This is a genomic window from Demequina iriomotensis (assembly GCF_000971395.1).
Lineage (GTDB): Bacteria > Actinomycetota > Actinomycetes > Actinomycetales > Demequinaceae > Demequina > Demequina iriomotensis.
Genome location: NZ_BBME01000012.1, coordinates 140846 through 158419, shown reverse-complemented (window position 1 = coordinate 158419; position 17574 = coordinate 140846). Strand labels below are relative to the sequence as shown.

Annotated in this window: 11 protein-coding genes; 7 read left to right on the top strand and 4 right to left on the bottom strand. The window is 71.6% G+C overall.

The features are described from left to right. Positions 1-61: 61 nt before the first annotated feature. The 5 genes from AOM09_RS07565 (at position 62) to AOM09_RS15635 (ending at position 11628) form a co-directional block, all read left to right on the top strand. A complete protein-coding gene (locus AOM09_RS07565; RefSeq protein WP_062386310.1) occupies positions 62-1330 on the top strand; it encodes a sugar ABC transporter substrate-binding protein in 1269 nt (422 codons plus the stop codon). A gap of 100 nt (positions 1331-1430) precedes the next feature. After that, positions 1431-3029: an ABC transporter permease subunit gene (locus tag AOM09_RS07560; protein ID WP_062386308.1), complete on the top strand. Its 1599-nt coding sequence runs from the start codon at positions 1431-1433 to the stop codon at positions 3027-3029. After that, positions 3029-3925, top strand: coding sequence for a sugar ABC transporter permease (locus AOM09_RS07555; protein ID WP_062386305.1), 897 nt, complete (start codon positions 3029-3031; stop codon positions 3923-3925). The genes AOM09_RS07560 and AOM09_RS07555 overlap by 1 nt, the downstream gene beginning before the upstream one ends. Before the next feature lie 453 nt (positions 3926-4378). Further along, the gene (locus AOM09_RS15640; protein ID WP_082098939.1) at positions 4379-7897 is read left to right on the top strand and encodes a glycosyl hydrolase 53 family protein; all 3519 of its coding nucleotides are present in this window, start codon (positions 4379-4381) and stop codon (positions 7895-7897) included. A gap of 305 nt (positions 7898-8202) precedes the next feature. Then, a complete protein-coding gene (locus AOM09_RS15635; RefSeq protein WP_062386302.1) occupies positions 8203-11628 on the top strand; it encodes a glycosyl hydrolase 53 family protein in 3426 nt (1141 codons plus the stop codon). Here AOM09_RS15635 and glgX read toward each other — a convergent pair. Next, positions 11609-13762 carry a glycogen debranching protein GlgX gene (glgX, locus tag AOM09_RS07540; protein WP_228375083.1) on the bottom strand — a complete coding sequence of 718 codons (2154 nt, stop codon included), beginning with the start codon at positions 13760-13762 and terminating at the stop codon, positions 11609-11611. The genes AOM09_RS15635 and glgX overlap by 20 nt on opposite strands. Positions 13763-13866: 104 nt before the next feature. On the opposite strand from glgX, the gene AOM09_RS07535 reads away from it, so the two are divergent. Then, entirely contained in the window at positions 13867-14655 is a 789-nt protein-coding gene (locus tag AOM09_RS07535) for an electron transfer flavoprotein subunit beta/FixA family protein (protein WP_062386295.1), read from the top strand. Further along, on the top strand, positions 14652-15605 hold the full coding sequence (locus tag AOM09_RS07530) for an electron transfer flavoprotein subunit alpha/FixB family protein (RefSeq protein ID WP_062386292.1): 954 nt from the start codon (positions 14652-14654) through the stop codon (positions 15603-15605). Before AOM09_RS07535 ends, AOM09_RS07530 begins: the two co-directional genes overlap by 4 nt. Positions 15606-15616: 11 nt before the next feature. Here AOM09_RS07530 and AOM09_RS07525 read toward each other — a convergent pair whose 3' ends face one another. The 3 genes from AOM09_RS07525 to AOM09_RS07515 form a co-directional block, all read right to left on the bottom strand. After that, entirely contained in the window at positions 15617-16648 is a 1032-nt protein-coding gene (locus AOM09_RS07525) for a permease (protein WP_062386288.1), read from the bottom strand. Next, on the bottom strand, positions 16645-16950 hold the full coding sequence (locus tag AOM09_RS07520; RefSeq protein WP_062386285.1) for an ArsR/SmtB family transcription factor: 306 nt from the start codon (positions 16948-16950) through the stop codon (positions 16645-16647). Before AOM09_RS07520 ends, AOM09_RS07525 begins: the two co-directional genes overlap by 4 nt. 218 nt (positions 16951-17168) lie before the next feature. Next, complete coding sequence (locus AOM09_RS07515) at positions 17169-17573, bottom strand: hypothetical protein (RefSeq protein WP_062386282.1); 405 nt, start codon at positions 17571-17573, stop codon at positions 17169-17171. Position 17574 lies beyond the last annotated feature (1 nt).

The window sequence follows — 17574 nt, the reverse complement described above, 5'->3', positions numbered from 1 at the left end:
TCGCAGAGACGCGATCTCACCAGAGGCGCGCAATGTGGCTCCACTCTGGAAGGAAGTAACCATGCGTAACACGATCGGAAAGGTGGCCGTGGTCGCGACCTCGGTCGCCCTGCTCGCCGCCTGCTCCTCGGGCACCCCGGCGGACGAGCCCTCGGACGCGATGTCGGCGGAGCCGACCGCCTCCGAGACCAGCGACGCCATCGACGCGTCGGGCCTCACCCTCACCATCTGGACGGACGAGAACCGCCAGCCCGCGATCGAGGCCGCCGCGGCCACGTTCGAGGAGGAGACCGGCGCGACCGTCGACCTCGTCGTGAAGAACTTCGAGGACATCCGTGCGGACTTCCTCGCCCAGGTCCCCACCGGCGAGGGCCCGGACATCACCATCGGCGCGCACGACTGGCTGGGCGCGCTCGTCACGGACGGCGTGGTCAACACGGTCGACCTCGGCGAGAACGCCTCGAGCTTCTCGCAGGTCGCGGTCGACGCCATGACCTACGACGGCCAGGTCTACGGCATGCCGTACTCGACCGAGGCCGTGGCGCTCATCCAGAACACCGACCTGGTCGGTGAGGAGGCGCCCGCCACGTGGGACGACATGATCGCCGCGGGCGAGGAGTCCGGCGCCAAGTACCCGTTCTGCATCAACGTCAACGGCGAGACCGGCGACGGCTACACCATGTACCCGTTCCAGACCTCGTTCGGCGCCCCGGTGTTCGTCCAGGAGGGCGGCTCGTACACCTCCGAGGTCGGCATGGGCGGCGAGGCCGGCGAGGCCTTCGCGACCTGGCTGTCGGAGAACGGCGAGAAGGGCGCGGGCCACCTCTCGACCACCGTCGACTACGCGATCAACAACGAGCTCTTCAACTCGGGCGACTGCGCGTACACCGTGGCCGGTCCGTGGGCGCTCGGCGACTTCGCGGACGTCAACTTCACCGTGAACCCCGTGCCGTCGGCCGGTGGCGAGACCGCCGCGCCGTTCGTGGGCGTCCAGGGCTTCTACGTCTCGTCGCAGTCGGCGAACGCGCTGCTCGCGAACACCTTCCTCACCAACTACATCGCGACCCCCGAGGCCATGCAGGCGCTGTACGACGCCGACCCGCGCCTCCCCGCGTTCGAGGGCGTCGACACCGCGTCGGCCCCGTTCCCGGACGCGATCGCGGGCTTCCAGGCCTCGGCCGAGCAGGGCGTCCCGATGCCGTCGATCCCCGAGATGGGCTCGGTGTGGGACTTCTGGAACGCCGCTGAGGCGAAGATCATCAAGGGCGCCGACCCGGTCGACACCTGGAACAAGATGATCACGGACCTGACCGCGGCCCTCGAGGGCTAAGGGGTCCACCCACCTCGGTGGGGCGGGGCGCATCGTGCCCCGCCCCACCCCGGCGGATCCCCGCCGGAGCGTCACCACCCAGACGGGAGCAGGAGAACTGATGTCGACGGAGACCACCGCGCCGGCGCCGAGCCAGAGCACGGACGCGCACTCGCGGCGCTGGACAGGCCTGGGCTGGGGCTTCATCGCGAAGCTCCTGCTGATGATGATCGTCAACGCGCTCGGCGTGAGCGCGATCATGTCGGCGTGGAACGCCCAGGCATGGGTGATCCTCGGCGCCTCCATCGTCCTGCTCGCGATCGCCGACTGGGTCTACTTCTCGCGGCGCATGCTGCCGATGAAGTACATCTACCCGGGGCTCGTGTTCCTGCTGGTCTTCCAGGTCTTCACGATGATCTACACGGCGTACGTGGCGACCACGAACTACGGCGCGGGCCACAACGTCAGCAAGTCCCAGGCGATCGACGCCGCGCTCATCCAGGCCGAGCGCGAGGTCGAGGGCTCGCCCTCGTACCCGCTCGCCGTGGTGCGCGACGGCGACACCATCGGCTTCGCGATCAGCGAGGACGGCGTGGTCGAGGTCGGCACGGCGGACGAGCCGCTGGCCGAGGTCGACGGCGCGGTCGACGACAGCGGGCGTCCCACCGAGGTCGACGGCTGGGAGGTCGTCCCGGTGACGGATCTCCTCAAGGACCAGGCGCTCGCGCAGGACGTCACGGCGCTGCGCGTCGCGGTCTCCGACGAGGCGGACGACGGCTCGCTGCGCACCCGCGAGGGCTCGACCGCCAAGGTCTACCGCTCCTCGCTCGTATGGGACGAGGACGCGGACACCCTCACCGACGTGGACTCGGGCGTCGTCTACACGCCGAACGACCGCGGCACCTTCGTGGGCGACGACGGCTCGACGCTCCCGGCGGGCTGGTACGTCAACGTCGGCTTCGAGAACTTCACCAAGGCCGTCACCGACCCCGAGTACGCGAAGCCGCTGCTGCGGGTGACCGCGTGGACGTTCGCGTTCGCGGTCCTCACCGTGGTGTCGAGCTTCCTGCTGGGCCTGTTCTTCGCGATCGTCTATAACGACGACCGCCTGCGCGGCAGGAAGACGCTGCGCACGCTCTTCATCCTCCCGTACGCGTTCCCCGCGTTCCTCACGGCGCTGCTGTGGCGAGGCATGCTCAACCCCGAGTTCGGCATCATCAACAAGTGGTTCTTCTTCGGGGCCGACATCAACTGGCTGGGCGACCCCTGGCTCGCGCGGTTCTCGATCCTGTTCGTCAACCTGTGGCTGAGCTACCCCTACTGGTTCCTCGTGTGCACCGGCGCGCTCCAGTCGCTGCCCTCCGAGACGACCGAGGCGGCCAAGATCGACGGCGCCGGCCGCTGGCGCCAGTTCCGGTCGATCACGTTCCCGCTGCTGCTCGTGTCGACGGCGCCGCTCGCGATCGCCTCGTTCGCGTTCAACTTCAACAACTTCACGATCATCTACATGCTCACCAACGGCGGGCCACGATTCGACGATACGAGCGTGCCGTTAGGCGCGACCGACATCCTCATCTCGGCGATCTACCAGATCTCGGGCGTGGCAGGCGGCCGCGCCGACTACGGCCTCGCCGCGGCCCTGTCCATCGTGGTGTTCGTCGTGGTCGGCATCGTCTCCGCGCTCGCCTTCCGCCAGACCAAGAAGCTCGAGGAGTTCTGATGGCCACCACCGCGCCCACGACCAGCTCGACGCACCGTCGCCAGCCCACGCGCCGCTCGCGGTGGTGGCTCGAGGTCGGGTGGAAGTACCCCCTCGCGGCGGTCATCATCTTCTACGCCGCGTTCCCGCTGGTCTTCGTGCTCTCGGCCTCGCTCGACGAGCGCGGCAGCCTCGCCGGCACGCAGCGGCTCTTCGGCTCGATCAGCCTCAACAACTACCAGGAGCTCAACGACACGCTGTTCTGGACCTGGGTGGGCAACACGCTCATCATCGGCATCGCGGCGGCCATCGGCGCGGTCCTCATGGGGGCCGCGGCCGCGTACGCGTTCTCGCGGTTCCGCTTCAAGGGCCGCCGCACGTCGCTGACCGGCCTGCTTATCCTCCAGATGTTCCCGCAGACCGTGGCGTTCGTGGCCGTGTTCCTGCTGCTCATCTCGTTGGGCGAGGTGATCCCGGCGCTGGGCATCAACTCGAAGATCGCCCTGATCTGCGTGTACCTGGGCACCGCGCTCGGCGCGAACACCTTCCTCATGTACGGCTTCTTCAACTCCATCCCGATGGAGATGGACGAGGCCGCGAAGATCGACGGCGCCAGCCACTCGCAGATCTTCTGGGGCATGATCATCCCGCTCGTGCGCCCCGTGCTCGCGGTGGTGGGCCTGTTGGCGTTCATCTCGGCGTTCGGCGACTTCATCCTCGCGAGGATCATCCTCGTGTCCTCCGAGAACTGGACGCTCGCTGTCGGCATGTACCAGTGGGTCTCGGACCAGCTGACGGCGCGCTGGGGCATCTTCTCCGCGGGCACAGTGATCGCCGCGCTGCCCGTGCTGGTGCTCTTCCTCGCGCTGCAGCGCTACATCGTGGGAGGCCTCACGGCCGGCTCCGTCAAGGGCTGACCGGCCTTCCTTCCAGAGAGGAGCCCGGGGCGGGAGACCGCCCCGGGCTTCTCTGCGCCTCCCGCGGCGGACCCGGTGTCCCGTCCTCCCGCCCGGGCGTCCTGCGAGGTGCTGAGTGCTCGAATCCGGTGAGATCGGGCACTCAGCACCTCACAGAGGTGGGGAAGGGGGCGGGGGAGCGCCAGCGGGGAGCGGCGGCACGCGCGCTCGGCACCCGCGCCGCCTCTCGGCCTCTCGACCGGGACCGGTAACAGATCGGTCACGATCCCCAAGCGCCTGTTGCGCCAGGCGATGGTGACGATAACATTGGGACCGCTCACAGCAACGTGCGACATGGCGCGCCCTCAGCGGGACGCGCTGTGCGGCGGCCGAGGCCGTGGGCGTCCGGACATCGACGTCCGGACGGGCCGGACCCCGCCGGCGCTGATCAACGTCGATCCATGGGAAGGAAGCATGAGTCTCAATCTCAGGTCCGCGGCCACGGCCGCATCGGTCGCGCTCGGAGGAGTGGTCCTCGGCTCGGGTATCGCTGTGGCGGCGGTCGACGAGCCCGTCGAGGCGGGCCTCCACGTCGCGAAGGTCGAGGGTCTCGCCTCCGACTTCATCAACGGCGTCGACGTCTCGTCGCTCGTCGCGCTCGAGGACAGCGGTGTGACGTTCCGCGACTTCGATGGCGCGCCCGCCGACCTCTTCGACGTGCTCGCGGAGGCCGACGTCAACTACGTCCGCGTCCGCGTGTGGAACGACCCGTTCGACGCCGACGGCAACGGCTACGGCGGCGGCACGGTCGACGTCGCGCGGGCGACCGAGATCGGGGTGCGCGCGACCGAGGCGGGCATGCGCGTGCTGGTCGACTTCCACTACTCGGACTTCTGGGCCGACCCGGCGAAGCAGAAGGCGCCCAAGGCGTGGGCGGGGCTGAGCGTGGCCGAGAAGGCTGACGCGGTCGAGGAGTTCACCGCCGACGCGCTGCAGGGCATGGAGGACGCCGGCGTCGACGTCGGCATGGTCCAGGTCGGCAACGAGACCAACGGCGCGGTGGCCGGCGTCACCGGCTGGGACGGCATGGCGGAGATCTTCAGCGCAGGCTCGTCCGCCGTGCGCGACGTGCTCCCGGACGCCCAGGTCGCGGTGCACTTCACCAACCCTGAGACGGCCGGCCGCTACGCCGGCTACGCCGCCGCGCTCGACGCGCGCGGTGTCGACTACGACGTCTTCGCGAGCTCGTACTACCCGTACTGGCACGGCGACCTCGCCAACCTCACCGCCGTCCTGTCGGACGTGGCGGACACCTACGGCAAGCAGGTCATGGTCGCGGAGACCTCCTGGGCGTACACGCTCGAGGACGGCGACGGCCACCCCAACGTCATCAAGACCGAGGCGGACCTCGCGGGCAAGTACCCGGCGAGCGTCCAGGGCCAGGCGAGCGCCGTCCGCGACGTCATCGCCGCGGTGAGCGCGATCGGCGACGCCGGCATCGGCGTCTTCTACTGGGAGCCCGCGTGGCTGCCCGTCGGCACGCCCGCCGAGGTGGAGTCCAACAAGCTGCTCTGGGAGGAGTACGGCTCGGGCTGGGCATCCAGCTTCGCCGGCGAGTACGACGCGGCCGATGCTGGCGTCTGGTACGGCGGCTCGGCCTGGGAGAACCAGGCGCTCTTCGACGTCGACGGCAACCCGCTCGAGTCGCTCCGCGTGTTCCAGTACGCGCGCACCGGCGCGGTCGCACCACGCGAGGTCGTCGCGATCGAGAAGCCCACCGTCACGGTCCAGGACGGCGACGCCGTCGTGCTGCCCGGCACGGTCGAGGTCACCTACAACGACTCGTCCGTCGAGGCGCAGGCGGTGACGTGGAGCGACGCCGTCGACCTCATCGCGGGTCCGGGCACGTACTCGATCTCGGGCGTCACCGACGAGGGCCATCGCACCACCGCGACCGTGGTGGTCAGGGCCGTCAATCTCATCGTCAACGGGGACTTCGAGAACGGCGACGCCTCCGTCGCGCCGTGGTCCTTCGAGGCGGACCCGTGGCCCGAGACCTTCTGGGTCAAGGCCGAGCCCGCGAACGTCCACGGGACCTGGGCGGTCAACCTCTTCGACTCCGCAGCCTTCGAGTTCGAGATGAAGCAGGACGTCGCGGGTCTCGAGCCCGGGACGTACACCCTGAGCGCCCAGGCGCACGGTGCGCCCGAGCTCGAGCTGAGCCTGTACGCGTGGAACGATGCGGGCAGCACCGACGCAGGCTTCGGCCTCACCGGCTGGGCCGCGTGGAAGAAGCCGTCGATCGACGTCGAGGTGGGCGCCGACGGCATGCTCCACGTCGGGATCTGGGGCGGCGGCGCCGCGGGCGCGTGGGGTTGGATCGACGACGTCACGCTCGTGAAGAAGGAGTCCGCGACGGCGGACACGTCGGCGCTCGCCACCAAGGTCGCGCAGGCGAAGGCCATCGACCGCGACTACTACACCGAGGACTCGCTCGCGGCGCTCGACGCCGTGCTCGAGCGCGCGGACGTGGTGCTCGCATCCTCGCGCGCCTCCCAGGCGACCGTCGACGCGGTGACCGATGCGCTCGCGGCGGCCATGGCAGGCCTCGAGCTCACGGGCGACGCCCCCGACCCGACCGTCACGCCGGTGGCGCTGACCGTGGTCGAGGGCGACGCGATCGTGCTGCCGTCGACGGTCTCGGTGGTCGCCTTCGACGGCACCACCACGACCGAGTCGGTGACGTGGAGCGCCGCGGTCGGCTGGATCGACGGCCCAGGCGTCTACACGGTCTCGGGCGTGACCGAGAACGGCTGGGCGGCGACGGCGACGATCACGGTCACCGCCCGCAACTGGATCGTCAACCCCGGCTTCGAGACGGGTGACGATGCGGGCTGGACGTTCGCGGCCGACCCGTGGCCAGCGACCTTCTGGGTCTACGCCAACGAGTGGAGCGCCAGGGACGCCTACGCCGTCAACGTGTACGACGAGGCGCCGTTCGGCTTCTCGGTGACGCAGGAGGTCACCGGGCTCGCGCCCGGCGACTACGAGCTCAGCGCCGGCGGCCACGGCTCCGACGAGGGCGCGGCCGGATTGGTCATGGACCTGGTCGCGGACGATGCGACGGGCGCCCTCGCCGCGCCCTTCACCCTGACTGGCTGGGGTGCCTGGGACGACCCGACGCTCGCCGTCACGGTCGACGGCTCCGGCACGCTCACCGTGGGTGCGACGGGCTCCGGCGACGCCGGCGACTACGTGTGGCTCGACGACTTCTCGCTGGTGCGCGTCGCGAGCGAGGCCGTCGACACGTCGGCCCTCGAGGAGGCGATCGCCGCGGCCCGTGCCATCGACCGCACGTTGTACACCGACGCGTCGCTCGCGGCGCTCGACCTCGCGGTCGAGAAGGGCGAGATCGTCCTCGCGTCGGAGCTCGCCACCCAGGCTCGGGTGGACGAGGCGACGGTGCTGGTGACCGAGGCGATCGCGGCGCTCGTCGAGGTCGCGGAGGAGCCCACCGATGAGCCCTCGACCGAGCCGACGACGGACCCGACCACGGATCCCACCGTCGAGCCGACAGCGGATCCGTCGTCGGAGCCGACCGAGGAGGCCGCGGGCGTCGCGATCTCGCTGTCCTCCGCGGCCATCCGCGCGGGTGACACGGTCACGGTCACGGTGACGGGCCTCGAGGTCGAGTCCGTCGAGATCGGCGTGGCGAGCACCTACCGCAAGCTCGCCGACGCGACGGCGGTCGACGGCACGGCGACCGCGACGGTCACCATCCCGACCGACCTCGAGCCGGGCACCCACCACGTGCGCGTGCTCGACGAGGAGGGGACCCTGCTCGGGGAGCTGGCGTTCGAGGTGCTCGCACCGGAGGACGACGGGTTCCTCTCGAGCACGGGTGCCGAGGTGCTGCCCATCCTGCTGGGCGCGCTGCTGCTGCTCGCGCTCGGCGGCTCGCTCTCCCTGATGGGTGCGCGGCGGGAGTCCTGAGGCGCCACGTGCATGCGTGCGGGTCCGGTCCGGGGATGTCCCCGGACCGGACCCGCTGGCGTTGTCCCCGCACCGCGGCGTGCGCGCGCCCTGCGAGGTGGTGAGCGCCCGAGATCTGCGAGATCGGGCATCGAGCGCCTCGCAGGGGAGAGGGCGCGAACGGTCGAGAGAACCCCGGGAGCGCTCCCGAGCGCCTCGCCGCCGCGTGGGCTCGAGATGCGGATTCGTCCCTTCTGTGCCAGTCTGAGAGCGGTCACAGCACCGCGGGCCTCCCGCCCGATCAACGTCGATCGAAGGGACTGATCATGCTGCGCCTCCTTCGCGCCGGAGCGGCCACCGCCGCCGTCGCCGCCCTCGCCCTGCTGCTCGCCTCGCCGGCGGGCGCCAAGCCGCGCCCCACCGCGCCGCTGGAGCCGTCAGGGCCGGTGGATGCCGAGATCTTCGTCGACAAGGTCGAGAACCTGCCCGAGGGCTTCATCAAGGGTGTGGACGTGTCCTCGGTGATCGCGCTGGAGGAGTCCGGCGTGGTGTTCCGCGACGCCAAGGGCAAGCCGCGCGACCTGTTCCGTCTGCTCGCGGACGCGGGGGTGACAGATGTCCGGATCCGCGTGTGGAACGACCCGTTCGACGCCGTCGGCAACGGCTACGGGGGCGGGACGGTCGACGCGGCCCGTGCGGTCGAGATCGGCAAGCGCGCGACCAAGGCAGGGCTGGGCGTGCTCGTCGACTTCCACTACTCGGACTTCTGGGCCGACCCCGGCAAGCAGCAGGCGCCCAAGGCGTGGGCGGGCCTGAGCACGGCCGAGAAGGCGGACGCCGTCGAGGCCTACACTGCCGCGACCCTAAGGAAGATGCGCAAGGCGAAGGTCGATGTGCGCATGGTCCAGGTGGGCAACGAGACCAACAACGGCGTGGCGGGCGTGACCGGCTGGGACGGGATGGCGCAGATCTTCAGCGCCGGCTCGCGCGCCGTGCGCGCGGTGTACCCCGCCGCGCTGGTCGCTCTCCACTTCACCAACCCCGAGACCGCGGGCCGGTACGCGGGCTACGCCGCGGCCCTCGACGCGCGCGGCGTCGACTACGACGTGTTCGCGAGCTCGTACTACCCGTTCTGGCACGGCAGCCTCGACAACCTCACGGCCGTCCTGTCGGACGTGGCCGAGGACTACGACAAGCAGGTGATGGTCGCGGAGACCTCGTGGGTGTCCACGCTCGAGGACGGCGACGGTCACCCCAACGTCATCGATCAGCCGGCCGAGGCCACGGCGTATCCCGTGAGCGCCCAGGGGCAGGCGCGTGCCGTCGCGGACGTCATCCAGGCCGTCGCCGACGTCGGCGAGGCCGGCATCGGCGTCTACTACTGGGAGCCCACGTGGCTGCCCGTGGGCACCCCCGCTCAGCTCGAGCGCAACAAGGTCCTGTGGGAGCGCCACGGCTCGGGCTGGGCGTCGAGCTTCGCGGGGGAGTACGACCCGGACGATGCGGGCGTCTGGTACGGCGGCTCGGCGTGGGAGAACCAGGCGCTGTTCGACTTCGACGGCACCCCCCTGCCGTCGCTGAACGTGTTCCGCTACGTCGACACCGGCGCCGTGACGGACCTCGCGGTCGAGGCGGTCGAGCATCCCGTGCTCACGTTCGAGGACGGCGAGGCCGTGACGATGCCGGCGACGGTCGAGGTGAGCTTCAACGACGGCAGCACGGTCGACGAGGCCGTCGCCTGGTCCGGCTCGGAGGCGTTCATCGCCGGTCCGGGCGAGTACGCGGTCTCGGGCACCACGGCGAGCGGCTACCCGACCGTCGCGACCGTGACGGTGCTCGCGGAGAACCTGGTGGTCAACGGCGACTTCGAGCAGGGCGACGCCCTCCCGGGCTGGGCGCTCGAGGCCGACCCGTGGCCGTCGACGTTCTGGGTCAAGCACGAGGTCGGGTCGCAGAACCTCCGCGGGGAGTGGGCGGTCAACGTCTACGACGGGGCCGCGTACGAGGTCGAGATGAAGCAGACCATCACCGACCTTCCGCCGGGCGAGTACCACCTGTCCGCGGCGGCGCACGGGGTCGCGGCGTTGAGCCTCAACCTCTACGCGTGGGCCTCGGACTCGCCCGGCGGGAACGCCGACTTCTCGCTGACCGGCTGGGCGGCGTGGGACGAGCCGGGGTTCGACGTGACGGTCGGCGCGTCGGGCGTCCTCACCATCGGCATCTGGGGCTCCGGCGAGGCGGGAGCATGGGGCTGGATCGACGACGTTACGCTGACGCGCGCGGCGACCTCGACCATCGACACGTCGGCGCTCGCCGGGCTCGTGCATCGTGCCGAGGCCGTCTCGCGCGACGTGTACACGCCGGAGTCGCTCGCGATGCTCGACGCCGCGCTCGAGGCGGCGCACAACGTGCTCGCGTCGTCCCGGCCCGTGCAGGAGGACGTCGACCAGGTCACGCTCGCGCTCGAGGCGGCCCTCGCGGGCCTGACGCTGATCGACGGCGCCACGCCTCCCGACCCGGCCATCGCGCCGGTCGCGGTCGAGGCGGTGCTGGGCGAGGAGATCCCGCTGCCCGCCGAGGTCACGGTGACCGCGTACGACGGCACCGACTCGACGGAGGCGGTCGCGTGGTCCGGCTCGATCGCGTGGATCACGTCGCCCGGGGTGTACTCGGTCAGCGGGACCACCGCTGGCGGCTGGAAGGCGACGGCCACGGTCACCGTCGTCGACGGCGACCTGCTGGCGAACCCCGGCTTCGAGGCGGTGGACGATGCGGGCGAGCCCGACGTGGCGCCGTGGTCCCTGGTCGCGGACCCCTGGCCCGAGACGTTCTGGGTGCTCGCGGACGACTGGAGCCCGGTGGGCAAGCAGGCGGTCAACGTCTGGGACGACGCGCCGTGGGCCTTCGCGGTGACGCAGGAGGTCGCGCTGCCGGCCGGCGCGTACGTGCTCACCGCGGGAGCGCACGGCGAGGACGTCACGGACGCGGACCTCGCGGTGGCCCTGGTCGCGAGCATCGACGGAGCGGAGCGGTCTGCTCCGTTCAGCCTCACCGGCTGGGGGGCGTGGGACTACCCCGAGCTGGTGCTGGAGGTCCCCGACGGCGCGACCGTCACCGTCGGCGCGAGGGGCTCCGGCGGTGCGGGCGACTACGTCTGGATCGACGACTTCTCGATCACGCCGGTCGCGAGCGACGTCGACACCGCGGCGCTCGCGGACGCCGTCGACGAGGCCGAGTCGCTCGACCGCGACGCGCACGACGCCGCGGCGCTCGCGGCGGTGGACCAGGCGCTCGAGATCGCGCGCATCGTCCTCGCCGCGGATCGCCCCACGCAGGACCAGGTCGACGCGGCGGCGGCGCAGCTGACGGCGGCCCTGGATGCGCTCGGCGAGATCCCCGCGCCCTGCACGGTGAGCTACCGCGTCACGGACGCGCGCGGCGGGTTCCGCGCGACCCTGCAGCTGCGCAACGACACCGCGACCACGATGCGGGGCTGGTGGCTCGCCTGGGACTTCGCGGGGGACGAGCAGCTCACGTCGGCCGAGCCGGGGGACTACCTCCAGGCGGGCTCGAGGGTGGTGCTCGTCGACTCGAGCCGGACGGCCGAGCTCCGACCCGGACGCGCGGTGACCGTGCGGCTCGCGGGAGCGAGCGAGGAGGGCGCGGTCCCGGTCGACGCGTTCACCCTCAACGGCAAGGAGTGCGCGGTGGCCTCATCCCTGGGCCGGGCGGTCACTCACCGGGGTCGGTGAGGTAGAGGCGCAGCGACAGCGCCTCCATCGCCTCGGTCGAGCCCGGCGCGACCAGGGCGTCCGTGCGCTCGTCGAGCGAGTCCCACGCGCTGTCCCACGCGAGGCGCCAGGGCAGGCCCTGGTCCTCGGGGATCCGCACGTCGACGGCGTAGTCGTTGCCGTTGACCACCACGAGCGCATCGGCCTGCGACTCGTCCGACAGCGAGCGCATGAACTGGACCACCCGCGTGTCCGGGTCCTCCCACCACTCCTCGTCCTCGTGCTCGCCGTCGTGGCGGAACCAGGCGGAGTCGGCGCGGAACAGCGCGTCCGTGGGGTTGTAGTCGACGCCGTCGTAGAACCGGCCGGGCCGCAGCACCTTGTGCGCGCGGCGCAGCCGCAGCAGCTCGGCCACCGAGTCCTTGAGCGCGACCTGCCAGTCCTCGAGCTCCCAGTCGAACCAGGAGATCTCGTTGTCCTGGCAGTACGCGTTGTTGTTGCCGCCCTGGGAGCGCCCGAGCTCGTCGCCGCCCAGGATCATGGGCGTGCCCGCGGACAGCAGCAGCGTGCCGAGCATGTTGCGCATCGACCGGCGGCGGGCGTGCAGGATGTCCGGGTCGTCGGTCGCGCCCTCGACGCCGTGGTTGAAGGACCGGTTGTTGTCCGTGCCGTCGCGGTTGTCCTCGCCGTTGGCCTCGTTGTGCTTGTGGTTGTACGCCGTCAGATCGTGCGCCGTGAAGCCGTCGTGCGCGGTGATGAAGTTCACCGAGGCGATCGGCCCGCGCATGCCGTACGGCTCCGAGTGGCCGAAGAGGTCGGAGGAGCCGGCGATCCGCGTGGCGAGCTCGGGCGCGGTGGGGTGGTGCCGCTGACCGGACGATGCGGCGCCCCACTGGAGCCAGAAGGCGCGCGTGTAGTCGCGGAACCTGTCGTTCCACTCGGCCATCGGCTGCGGGAAGTTGCCCACCTGCCAGCCGCCGAGGCCGATGTCCCACGGCTCCGCGATGAGCTTGAGGCCGCTGAGGACAGGGTCGGTGATGAGGCCCACGAGGAAGGGGTGGTCGCTCGAGAATCCCTGCATCGTCCGGCCGAGCGTCGCCGCGAGGTCGAAGCGGAAGCCGTCGACATGCATCTCGGTGGCCCAGTACCGAAGCGAGTCGAGCGCCATCTTGCTCACCAAGGGGTGGCCGAAGTCGAGGGTGTTGCCCGTGCCGGTGGTGTCGTCGTAGTGCTGCGGTGCGTGGGTCTGGCTGCGGTAGTAGACACGGTTGTCGAGGCCCTTCCACGACAGCACGCGGTCGGAGCTCGATCCCTCGCACGTGTGGTTGTAGACCACGTCGAGGATGACCTCGAGGCCGCCCTGATGGAGGAGGTCGACCATCCCGCAGAACTCGTCCTGCACGGCCTGCGCCCCCGCCGCGCGCGCGGCCTCGGTCGCGTACCCCGCGTGCGGCGCGAAGAAGCCGAGCGTCGAGTAGCCCCAGTAGGAGTCGAGGCCGCCGTGCTCGAGGTGCGGCTCGGGCGCGAACGCGTGGACGGGGAGCAGCTCGACGGCGGTGACCCCGAGCTCGTTGAGGTAGTCGATCGCGGCGGGGTGGGCGAGCCCGGCGTAGGTGCCGCGAAGCTCCTCGGGCACGCCCGGCATCGTCTTGGTGAACCCCTTGACGTGGGTCTCGTAGATCACCGTGTCCGTCCACCGCACGCGGGGGTGGGGCGTCTGCCACGGCCCCGACGGCTTGCGCGTCACCACCGAGCGCGGCATGAGCGGCGCCGAGTCCGTAGCATCCCGCGAGCTCAGGAGCGCGCGGGCGCCCGGGTCGGTCATGGGGGTCATCCGGCCCTCGATGCCGCGGCCGTAGGGGTCGAGCAGCAGCTTCGCCGGGTTGTAGCGGTGCCCCTGCTTGGGGTTCCACGGGCCGGTGACGCGGAAGCCGTAGCGCTGGCCCGCCTCGATGCCGGGGATGAACCCGTGCCAGATGCCGTTGCGCGGGCCGCGCAACGCGATGCGGGTCTCGGTGCGGTCGTCCTCCGAGAACAGGCACAGGTGCATGGCGGTCGCGTGCGCGGCGAAGACCGCGACGTTGGCACCGCCCTCCACCAGGTGCACGCCGAGGCGCTGCGGGTTGGGCGACGGCTCGACGGTCGGGGCGCTCATGTCCATATTGTTATCCGACAACTGTGAACGTTCGCAGGTGATTCCCCCTCGCGGCCCGATCTGGCCCGCTCGAGCGCCGCTCGCCGCCCGTTAGGGTGTCCCATATGCGCATCCTGGTGACGGTGAAGTTCGTGCCCGACCTGCAGTCGCAGCGCTCCTTCACGGAGGGCGCGGTGACCCGCACGGGCGACGACGGGACCATGAACGAGCTCGACGAGAACGCCGTCGAGGCCGCCCTCCAGCTCAAGGAGGCCGCGGGCGAGGGCGAGGTCTACGCCCTCACCGTCGGCGGTGACGATGCGGTGGCCGCGGTCCGCAAGGCGCTTCAGCTGGGCGTCGACCACGCGATCCACGTCTCGGACGCCGCGATCGCCGGTTCCGACGTGTTCGGCACCGCGAAGGTCATCGCCGCGGCGGTGCGCAAGGTGCACGACGAGGCGCCGCTCGACCTGGTGGTGACGGGCATGGCCGCGCTCGACGGCCTCACCTCGATGCTCCCGACGGCGCTGGCGGTGGAGCTCGACTGGTCGCAGCTCACGCTTGCCTCGGGGCTCACCGTCGAGGACGGCGCCGCGACCATCGTCCGCCATCTTCCCGATGCTCACGAGACCGTGTCCGCGCCGCTGCCCGCGGTGGTGTCCGTCACCGACGAGGCCAACAAGCCGCCCTACCCCAACTTCAAGCTCATCATGGCCGCACGCTCGAAGCCCGTGACCACGTGGGCGCTCGCGGACCTGGGTATCGACCCCGCGGCCGTGGGCGCGGGTGCCGCGCGCACCGTCGTCGTCGACGCGTCGCCGCGCCCGCCGCGCGAGAACCGCGTCACCGTCACGGACACGGGCGACGCCGGCACGCAGCTCGCCGACTTCCTGCTCGAGAAGGGCCTCGCATGACCACCGTCGCCGTCCTTGTCGAGACCCGCTCCGGCGAGGTCACCCAGCCCACCTTCGAGGCGCTCACGCTCGCGCGCTCGCTCGGCACGCCCGTCGCGGTGTGGCTCGGCGAGGCTCCCGAGGCTCCCGAGGTCGCCCGGCTCGGTCTCTACGGCGCCGCCGAGGTGCGCGTGGTCGCCGTCGGCGACGAGGCACGCCTTCCCGCGGTGGCCGCCGCGGCCCTGGGGGCGGCGACCTCGGACGCGGAGGTGATGCTCATGGTGTCGACCTTCGTGAACAAGGAGATCGCGACGCGGCTCGCGCTCGCCACCGGCGCGGGCGTGGTCGTGGACGCGGCGGGGGCCGAGCTGGTCGACGGCCGGGTCGAGACGATGCAGACGGTGTTCGCCGCGACGTGGAACGTGCGCACGCGCATCGAGGCGGACCGCGCGATCGTGGGCATCCGCCCGAACACCACCCAGGCGATCGCGGGGGAGGCCCCGGGTGCGGCGACGCTGGTGGAGGTGGCGGCCGACCTCCGGCAGGCGCGCGAGACCGTCGTCGTGGTGGAGCCCGTATCGGCGCCCGAGGGCGTCCCGCTCGCAGAGGCGCCGGTGGTGGTGTCCGGCGGTCGCGGCACCGGGGGCGACTACACCCTGGTGCGCGAGCTCGCCGACGTGCTCGGCGGAGCGGTCGGCGCGTCGCGTGACGCGACCGATGAGGGCTGGATCTCGCACGAGCACATGGTGGGCCAGACCGGCACCACCGTGACGCCCGCCCTGTACGTCGCGTGCGGCATCTCGGGTGCGGTGCACCACCGCGGCGGCATGCAGGCCTCTGGCACCATCGTCGCGGTCAACATCGACCCGGACGCCCCGATCTTCGAGATCGCGGACTTCGGCGTGGTAGGCGACCTGGGCGACGTGCTGCCGCAGGCGATCGCGCGCATCCGGGAGCGGCGCGCGGGCTGAGCCCGCTCCGGCTACGTGACCGCGTTGAGCAGGTAGCCGATCGCGACGATGCCCGCGGCGACGGTTGCCACGTAGGAGGCGAGCAGCCGCGTGGTCATCACCTTGCGCAGCATGACCATCTCCGGCACGGACAGGGCGACCACGCTCATGAGGAACGCGATGAGCGTGCCGAGCGGGACCCCTGCGGCGTGCAGGGGAGCGATGAGCGGCACCGCGGTGGCGGTCCCCGAGTACAGCGGGATGCCGACCAGCGCCGCGACGGGCACGCCCCACCATGCGCCGCCGACGCCGACGAGCACCTCGGTGGGCACCCAGCCGTGCACCGCGGCGCCGACCGCCAGCGCGGCGAGGACCCACGGCCACAGCCGCCGCAGCTGCTTACGTGACTCGCGCAGGCCCGCGCGCAGGCGGTCGTCCAGGGTCGGGCGCGCGGGTGGGGCCATGGCGAGCCCGAGCATGCGGGGCGCGGGAGCGGCGCCGCGCGAGCGCCCGCCGAGCACGAGTCCGACGCCGACCGCGAGCGTCACGCCGAACGCCAGGTAGATGGCCGCGGCGCCCCAGCCCGCGATGCCCGCGAGCAGCGCGAGCGCCACGCCGTCGACCAGCGGGCTCGCCACGAGGAAGCTGAGCGTCACACCGGTGGGCACGCCCGCGCGCACGAGCCCCATGTAGAGCGGGACCGCCGAGCACGAGCAGAACGGCGTGAGCACGCCGAGCCCCGCGGCCGCCAGGTTGCCCACGCCGGCGCGCCGGCCGCTGAGCAGAGCCTGGACGCGATCGGGCGTGAGCCACGTGCCGAGCACCCCGACGGCGAAGGTGATGAGCGCGACGAGCGTGAGGATCTTCGCGGACTCGTAGACCCAGAAATGCAGCGCCGAACCCCATCGTGCGGCGAGGTCGACGCCGAGCCCTCCGAGCATCGTGCCCACGGCGGCGTCCCCCGCCACGATGATCGCGGCCGCCGCGCCGAGTGCGCCGAGGAGCCCGCCGCGCAGCCGCGCCGACGGATGAGGGGACGATGCCCGGGTCGCGGTGGCGCTCATGGCCGTGGCGTCGCAGGGAGGGGGAGGGCCCGGGCCAGGAGCGTCGCCGCGTCGGGCGCGACGCTGTAGTGGACCCAGCGGCCGCGCTTGTCCGAGACGAGCAGCCCCGCCTCGCGGAGGGTCTTGAGGTGGTAGCTCAGCAGGTTGGTCTTGACGGGGAAGGCCGCCTGGAGGTCGCACACGCACTGCTCGCCCTGGGCGGCGAGGTAGCGGACGATGCCGTGGCGGAGGGGGTCCGCGACCGCCGCGAGCACCGCCGCCGACGCCGCGGAGAGCTCCGGCGAGTCCTCGCGGGTCGTCATTTCAAGAATCGTTGCATCAACCACATTTGAAATGTAAGCCCGAAGGGTCGCGCGCGCAAGCCCCACCCCCGCCGGACAGTGACAATGGAGTGGGTCCCGGGTCGCGCGCGTGTCGCGGCGTACGGGACGCGGATCTCCGGCGTGTCGCGTCGAACTCCGTTGCCTCTGTCAGGGGGGTGGCGGGGGTGACGGGGGCGACGGGAGGGGGAGGCCGAGGGTCAGCCGAGCAGCGGTGCCCGCTCGCCCACGAAGCCGGGGTTGCCCACGGGCTCGACCCGCGTGCCCTGCGCCTCGTAACGCTGCGCGAAGATGAGCGTGCCGGGCTGGCCGCGCTCGTGCGCGAGGACCATCACTGCGGACTCGTCGCCCTCCTTGCTGGTGAGGCGACCGTCCCACACCACGGCGACGCGCTCGGCGGTGCTCGCCTTGGCCTTGTCGCGCGCGGCGCGCACGGCCTTCTGGGCGTCGACGCCCGTGAAGGTGGTGAGGGTGCGATCGCCCGTGCCGCTCTCCTGCACCAGCGAGACCGCGAGCCCCTCGGGCTTGGTGAGCGATCGCATGCCGTGCTCGAGCACGGCCGCGACGAGGGCGTGGAGCGCCTTGCCTCCAGGGATGCCGGCCATG

Coding starts and splice junctions, on each gene's coding strand:
- AOM09_RS07565 (WP_062386310.1), top strand. CDS start 62: ATGCGTAACACGATCGGAAAGGTGGCCGTGGTCGCGACCTCGGTCGCC.
- AOM09_RS07560 (WP_062386308.1), top strand. CDS start 1,431: ATGTCGACGGAGACCACCGCGCCGGCGCCGAGCCAGAGCACGGACGCG.
- AOM09_RS07555 (WP_062386305.1), top strand. CDS start 3,029: ATGGCCACCACCGCGCCCACGACCAGCTCGACGCACCGTCGCCAGCCC.
- AOM09_RS15640 (WP_082098939.1), top strand. CDS start 4,379: ATGAGTCTCAATCTCAGGTCCGCGGCCACGGCCGCATCGGTCGCGCTC.
- AOM09_RS15635 (WP_062386302.1), top strand. CDS start 8,203: ATGCTGCGCCTCCTTCGCGCCGGAGCGGCCACCGCCGCCGTCGCCGCC.
- glgX (WP_228375083.1), bottom strand. CDS start 13,762: ATGAGCGCCCCGACCGTCGAGCCGTCGCCCAACCCGCAGCGCCTCGGC.
- AOM09_RS07535 (WP_062386295.1), top strand. CDS start 13,867: ATGCGCATCCTGGTGACGGTGAAGTTCGTGCCCGACCTGCAGTCGCAG.
- AOM09_RS07530 (WP_062386292.1), top strand. CDS start 14,652: ATGACCACCGTCGCCGTCCTTGTCGAGACCCGCTCCGGCGAGGTCACC.
- AOM09_RS07525 (WP_062386288.1), bottom strand. CDS start 16,648: ATGAGCGCCACCGCGACCCGGGCATCGTCCCCTCATCCGTCGGCGCGG.
- AOM09_RS07520 (WP_062386285.1), bottom strand. CDS start 16,950: ATGACGACCCGCGAGGACTCGCCGGAGCTCTCCGCGGCGTCGGCGGCG.
- AOM09_RS07515 (WP_062386282.1), bottom strand. CDS start 17,573: ATGGCCGGCATCCCTGGAGGCAAGGCGCTCCACGCCCTCGTCGCGGCC.